The sequence below is a fragment of the Streptobacillus notomytis genome (assembly GCF_001902585.1).
GTDB lineage: Bacteria > Fusobacteriota > Fusobacteriia > Fusobacteriales > Leptotrichiaceae > Streptobacillus > Streptobacillus notomytis.
The window spans coordinates 1-7248 of sequence record NZ_LKKV01000130.1 but is presented as its reverse complement, the minus strand read 5'-3'; the positions used below and the strand labels follow the sequence as shown (position 1 = coordinate 7248).

The 7248-nt window shown below is 27.7% G+C and carries 7 protein-coding genes; all 7 read right to left on the bottom strand.

The features are described 5' to 3' along the window. Positions 1-56: 56 nt before the first annotated feature. Positions 57-1004, bottom strand: a complete 948-nt coding sequence (locus BUE91_RS06690) for a sugar kinase (protein ID WP_073508368.1) — start codon at positions 1002-1004, stop codon at positions 57-59. Next, on the bottom strand, positions 1001-2026 hold the full coding sequence (locus tag BUE91_RS06685; RefSeq protein WP_073508367.1) for a LacI family DNA-binding transcriptional regulator: 1026 nt from the start codon (positions 2024-2026) through the stop codon (positions 1001-1003). Before BUE91_RS06685 ends, BUE91_RS06690 begins: the two co-directional genes overlap by 4 nt. A gap of 116 nt (positions 2027-2142) precedes the next feature. Beyond that, positions 2143-4002, bottom strand: coding sequence for a PTS fructose transporter subunit IIABC (locus BUE91_RS06680; protein ID WP_073508366.1), 1860 nt, complete (start codon positions 4000-4002; stop codon positions 2143-2145). Next, complete coding sequence (gene pfkB, locus BUE91_RS06675; RefSeq protein ID WP_073508365.1) at positions 3999-4907, bottom strand: 1-phosphofructokinase; 909 nt, start codon at positions 4905-4907, stop codon at positions 3999-4001. The genes BUE91_RS06680 and pfkB overlap by 4 nt, the downstream gene beginning before the upstream one ends. Further along, entirely contained in the window at positions 4904-5614 is a 711-nt protein-coding gene (locus BUE91_RS06670) for a DeoR/GlpR family DNA-binding transcription regulator (protein ID WP_073508364.1), read from the bottom strand. Before BUE91_RS06670 ends, pfkB begins: the two co-directional genes overlap by 4 nt. A 254-nt stretch (positions 5615-5868) precedes the next feature. Continuing rightward, positions 5869-6681 (bottom strand): hypothetical protein, encoded by an 813-nt coding sequence (locus BUE91_RS06665; RefSeq protein WP_073508363.1) that lies wholly within the window; start codon positions 6679-6681, stop codon positions 5869-5871. 24 nt (positions 6682-6705) lie between these two features. Continuing rightward, positions 6706-7248, bottom strand: a 543-nt coding sequence (locus tag BUE91_RS06660) for a hypothetical protein (RefSeq protein ID WP_073508362.1), incomplete at its 5' end; no start/stop codon positions are given.

The following is a 7248-nucleotide window of genomic DNA, read 5'->3' as shown; positions in this document are numbered from 1 at the left end:
TTACTGCTACTAGTTTTTCTTTTTTCATCATTTTTAAAATCTTATCTTTCATAACTTTACCCCTTTTTATTATTTTTTATAAACCTATCTAACTCCTCCTTATTAGGAAGGCCTTCATTATCACTCCTACATCCTACCTGTATTGCACCTATAGCATTTGCCCTTTCAAGCATTTTAATATAATCTAAATTATCTAATATACCTGATATTATACCAACTGCAAATCCATCTCCAGCACCTACTGTATCTACAACCTCATTTACTTTAAAGCAGGGCATAAAATAGTGATGTTCTTTGTTATAGTAATGAGAACCTTTTTCCCCCTCTTTTATTACTATATTATTTATCCCCATATTTTTATATTCTTTTACTATTTCATCAATATCATATTTTTTTAATAATATCCTTGCCTCATTTATTCCAGGTAATATTAAATCCGCCTTTTTAGAAACATCATTAATTACCTTTATCATAATTTCTTCATTTTCCCATATAGTTGGTCTTAAATTAGGATCAAAGGTAATATATTTACCTTTATCTCTAGCCCTTTCCATTAAATGTATTATAGCCTCCCTTAAATTATCATTTAAAGCTAAAGGTATCCCAGTTATATGTATTAAATCGAATTCATCTATATCTATTTTTTCAATATTTTCTTTACATATCTTGCTTGCAGCAGATCCTTTTCTAAAATAGTATGTTAGTGGGTCTCCATTTTCTACTTTAGATTTTAACTGTAATCCTGTTCTATTTTCATTATCTATTTCGATATATTTCATACCTATATTTTCTTTTTTAAGAAAATCTTGTATCCTTTCTCCAAAAGGATCATTACCCAGTCTTGTTAAATACTCACAATAAAATCCTAATCTTGTCAGTCCCACACATACATTAAGTTCTGCTCCTGATACACCTGTTAAATATTTTTCTACAGAAGATAAATTTCCTCCATTTTCAGCCATAAAAAGCATCATAGCTTCTCCAACCAGTAACACTTTTTTCATTTCTTTCCCCTATTCTTTATTGAGCCTCTTTTTATTAACTTAGCTGGCAACTCTATATATTCCACAGCCTTTTCCATATTTTCTATTCTTTCTAGTAAAACTTCTGCACATTTAACTCCACACTCATAAGATTCTTGACTTATGGTTGTAATCCCCTCTTTATTTACGAGTTCTGCCCAACCCCAATCATCAAAACTACATATACCTATATCATCATCTTCTATGTCTAAACCTAATTTTTTAATACTTTGTAATATTTCTAATAAAACTTTACCATTCATACAAAAAATGGCTTTTCTTTTATTATTCCTTTCTAAAAAATCTAATATCTTACTTTCTAAATCTTTTTTATCCTTTTCCTCATAAATATATGTGATATCATCTTTGACATTAAAATATTTCTCAAGAGATTCAACATATGCATTATGCCTTATTTCCCTTATATTATTACTTAACTCAAAACTAAAGAAAGCTACTTCATCATAACCACTAGAATGTATATGTTTCATAGCCTTATGAGTAATTTCATGATTGTTTATAGTAACTGTATCTATAATATTTTTTTTATGTATACTTCTATCTGCTAAAACCACAGGAAATTTTTTCTCATTAACTAGATTTATTAAATAATCATCATTACTTCCTGATGTATTAATTATTAACCCATCTATGTTATATGAAATTAAAGATTCTATTGCTTCTATTTCATCTTCTTCATTATTACTTATTTCAGTAACTAAAACCCTATAACCATTCTTTTGACATATTTCAGATATTCCCTTAAAAATATAGCTAGAAAACTGATTACCTATATCTGCAATAGTACAACCTATTATCTTACTTTTTTTGTTTTTCAAACTTCTTGCCATACCATTAGGAACATAATCAAGTTCTTTAATGCTTTTAGCAATTCTTTTTCTCGTTTCTGCAGACATAAATTCATATTTCCCATTTAGATATCTTGATATAGTTGTTTTTGATACTCCAGCATGTTTTGCAACTTCTATTATTGTTTTTTTCATAAATTTCACCTCTTTTAGAAACCGTTTTCTAGTTTTTTCAATATTATTATATCTACATTTTTTTAAAAGTCAATAGTGTCTATAAAAAAACCTACTTTTTTAAAGTAGGTCTTTATTTATCTTACATCTTTTTCTTTTAATATTCCTAAAATAATAGCCCCTATTATTGAACCTATCATTATAGCAAGTAAGTACAAGAAAAAATTAGAACTTAAAAACATTACAAGTATTCCTCCATGAGGCGCTGGTATTTTAATGTTAAATAACATAGTTAATGCTCCTGAAATTGCTGCACCTATTATTGCTCCAGGTAAAACTCTTAAAGGATTTGCTGCAGCAAATGGTATTGCTCCCTCAGTTATGAATGAAATACCCATGATATAGTTTGAAATTCCTGCTTCTCTTTCATCCTTATTATACTTATTCTTAAATACAGTAGTTGCAATAGCTATTGCAAGTGGAGGAACCATACCCCCTGCCATAACTGCCGCCATAGCTGATGAACCACCAGTAGAAACTGTTGCAGCTAATGTTCCTGTACCAAATACATATGCTGCCTTATTAACTGGTCCACCCATATCTACAGCCATCATACCACCAAGTAATGCACCTAAAAGTATTCTTGAGCTTGCACTCATACTTTCAAGGAAATTAGTTATTCCAGTATTAATACCACTAACCATAGGATTTAATAAAAATAGCATAACAAGCCCTGTAAGTAAAACTGTTATAACAGGTGTAAATAGTATAAGATTAATTCCTTGTAATTGTTTTTTAATATTTGAAGTAACCTTAGAATAAAATTTAGTTACATATCCTGCAAATAATCCACCAACTAATGCTCCTAAAAATCCTGAACCACCACTTGATGCAAGAGCTCCAGCTACAAGTCCTGCTGCAAGAGATGATTTTTCACCTATACTATATGCAACATATCCTGCAAGTATAGGAACAAATAATCCGAAAGCTGCTCCACCTATTTGCATAAATGTCGCTGCAAGTTTAGAAGTAGATCCAAATTCTCCACCAACATTAGAATTTCCTGCTAAACTATCAAATAAGAAAGCAAGTGCTATTAATATTCCACCACTTATTACTAATGGTAACATGTATGAAACACCTGACATTAAGTGATTATACATACCTTTTTTACCATTATTCATAAAAGTAGAATTTCCAGAACTTTCAAAATTAGCAATAGTTCCCTTACCAGCTAAAGTATCTAAAATTAACTCTTTCGCTTTATTAATACCGTCTTTTGCTCCAACCTTTATTACCTTATATCCATTAAATCTTTCTTCATTAACACTCTTATTTATAGCAAGTATTACTCCACTTGCTTTTTCTAAATCCTCTTTAGTAATTTCATCTTTTCTTCCATTTGTCCCATTAGTTTCAACCTTAATATTTACTCCTAATTCTTTAGCTGCTTTAATTAGAGCATCTTTTGCCATAAATGTATGAGCTATACCTGTAGGACATGCTGTTACAGCTACTACAAATTTTTCACTTTCTTTATTTTCCATAATTTTTTCCTTTTCTATAATATCTATAACTTCATCATAGCTTGTAGAATTTAACAATGCATTTAGTTTATCATTATCTAACATTACATCTGCAAGTTTAGTTAATATATCTATATGTAAATTACCCTCATTTTCAGGAACAGCTATCATAAAAAATAGCTTTGATTTATCCTCTTGATCTTCACTAAAATCTATACCCTCTTTTTTTATGGCTATAACCAATGCTGGTTTACTTACCCCACGAGATTTAGCATGTGGAGTTGCAACTCCAAGCTCTAGTGCAGTATGTGATAATGATTCTCTTGCAAATAAGTCTTCAATGAATTTTTCTTGATCATTAATTACATCTGGTTTAAATACCTTTGCCATTTCAATTATTGCATCTTTTTTATTATCTGCATTTAAATTGAAGATAACCTGATTTTCTCTTAATAATTCTGTTAATTTCATAATTTTACCTCCTCTATTTTGATGTCTAATAATAATTTATCTATTAATTCTTTTTCTCCTATATTATATGAATAAGCTGTTGATGAGCCACAAGCTATAGCAAGTTTTAAAATATCTTCATCTCTATATTTATTTACATAAGCATAGGTAAATCCTGCAACCATAGAATCTCCTGCTCCTATAGAATTAATATATTTCCCACTAGGTATATTCCCTTTATAATACCTACCTTTTTTTACAAGTATTGCTCCTTTACTCCCCATAGAAACTAAAACATTTTCTATTCCATTTTCTATAAATTTCTGTGCATACTCATATATCATTTCATCACTATTAAGACTAACATTAAATACATCTTCAAGTTCCTTAATATTAGGTTTAATTAATATGTTATTATAAACATTATCATTTAATTTATCTCCCCTAGTATCAAGTATTATCTTAGCCTGAGTTTCCATAGATATAACTTTATATATGTCTTTTTGTAAATTTTCTGGAATAGATCCTGCAAGTACTAATATATCATCTTTTTTTAAACCCTTTATAACCCCTAAAAGTTTTTCTATATCAATATTAGATATTATAGGTGAAATACCTGCAATTTCAGTTTCACCATTACTATCATTAATTTTAACATTAATTCTTGTAATACCGTCTATTTCTATAAAATTATTAGATATATTCATTTCATCTAAGCTTCTTTTAATAAACTTTCCAGTAAATCCTGAAACATATCCTAAGGCTATAGAATCCATACCTAAATTTTTAAGCATGATTGAAACATTTATCCCTTTTCCACCCGCTCTAAAATTTACATCTTTAGATAAATTTAAATTCCCTAATTCCGTCTTATTTAAATAAATATCATAATCTAATGCTGGATTTAGTGTTAAAGTATAAATCATTTATTCTCCTTTTTTTCAGTAATTAAAATAGCGTCTTTAAAATCTGCAAATTTAACTCTTGAAATATTATTTAATTTAGTAGAATCAGCAAGTACTATTACTTTTTGAGATTTACTAATTGCTTTTTCTTTAATTATAGCTTCTTCAATATCTGGAGTAGAAAAACCAAATTCTTCATTTACAGCATTAGTCCCCATAAATGCCAAATCAAAATTATATTGCTCTAACTGTTTCATTGCAGTTACTCCTATTATAGCTTTAGTCTTAGGCTTTACCTCTCCACCAAGTAATATAAATGAAATTTCATTTTTAATAAGTTCATTAATATGTTCTACACCATTAGTTACTACAATTACATTCATGTTTTTTAAATAAGATATAATCTCAAAAACAGTAGTTCCTGCATCTAAATATATCAAAGTATTAGGTTTAACATATTTAGAAGCTTTTTTTGAAATCACTCTCTTTTTTTCAGAATATTTAACACTCCTAATATGATAATCCTCATCTAAATTAGGATTCCTATATTCTATACCTCCAGAAATTCTATTTAATTTACCCTGTGTTTCAAGTTTTATAACATCTCTTCTTATTGTCGCTATTGAAATATTTAATTTTTTTTCTAAATCTGTATACTTAACATAATCATTTTCTTTTACCATTTTCAAGATTAAATCAAATCTCTCTTTTTGTAAATTTTTACTCATAATCATGTCCTCCTCGATACATTATACCCCCATATTTGATTTTGTCAATGAGCAAAAATGAAAAAAATGATTTTTTTTGAAAATATTTAAATTAATAAAAACCTACTTTAAAAAAGCAGGTTTTTTAATCAGGCTTATAGCCTCTTAATTCTAGAAAATAATATCTGAGGTCATCATATTATAATTTATATTATCATAAATATACATCAAAAGCAATTACATTATACAAATGTAAATATTTACAAAATATATTATTAAAAAGTATGACCAATTTCTATCCCAAAATGCCCCTTACCATGTCCAGCAAAAAATGCTACATTATATTTATCATTTATCTTAAATCCAAGTGATCCCTTAATTATATACATATATTTTAAACTTTTAAAAATCTCATCATCAAAATAAAACTTGTACGTATTTCTACCTTCTTTAGTTTTTTCAGGTAATACATCCGCACCATTGAAAGTATTAATTTTTATCCCTACTCCTATTGAAGTCTCTAAACCTATATATATTTTTACATTTTTTCGTATCATAAAATTAAAATCAACCTCTGTACCTAATGATATTGTACTTATAATTTGACTTTTATCTACTTTAACTAATTCTTCGGAATAATCCCTAGAAAAGATAAGATTAGCAGAAAATTTAGGACCAAATGTTATATCTATATCTTTAGTAACCTGTTTTTTCCATTCAGATAAAAATGAAAGTGACTTATATGCATAATATCCAACTTGTTTAGTTTTATCATTATATACAGGTAATGTACTAATACTTCCCTCTAACCTATACCTTGGTCCTGTTATTTTTAATCTAGTTTTAGTATTCATATTATTTTCTTCTATGATTACATTTTTTTCATTTAAATTAAAATCTTTTTTATCTATAATATTTTCTTCTTTAACTGTATTTTCTTTATTTAAATTAACAGATTTTCTATTTTTTCTATCTCTGACTTTCTTAATTTCATATCTTTTATTTAATACAGAATTTCGTCTATCTTTCTTAGCTGAAAATGAAGTTATACCTATAATTAATAATATTGATAAAATTAATCTTCTCATATTTCATATTTCCTTTCTATATTTTTAAAAAGTATATCCTACCTCTACTCCACCAACTAATTGTTTTTCAAAACCAAATTCTGTGTAAATCCCTATACTATATTTCTTTATCTTTGCCCCTAACGAAACTTTACCAAGTACCATTGGGTGTATTTCTAGATATAAATATCTTTTACCTTTTTCACCAGGAGAAGCATATGAAATATGTATATCCGGGCTTACATTTAAAGCTGCTTCTACTCCGGTATATATTTTAATATTATCTTTTAATCTATATTCAAAATCTGTTCTAATACCTGTACTAAGACTAAAATCTAGTTGTCTATGTATATCATAATCAATAGATGTTTCATAAGTTATTGTGAATATATTTGTTGTAATCTTAGGTCCAAATGTTATTCCAAATTTTCTATTAATTTCAATTGTCCATTCAGAAGAAAATCCTATCCCTGCATCTATATTTACAAAGTTTCCAACAAATTTTTGCCACTGTGTCTCCCTGTCATGAGGATCTGGTTTATATCCTGCTCCCACAGTAACATCTATTTTATATCTTGGTCCTGTTAT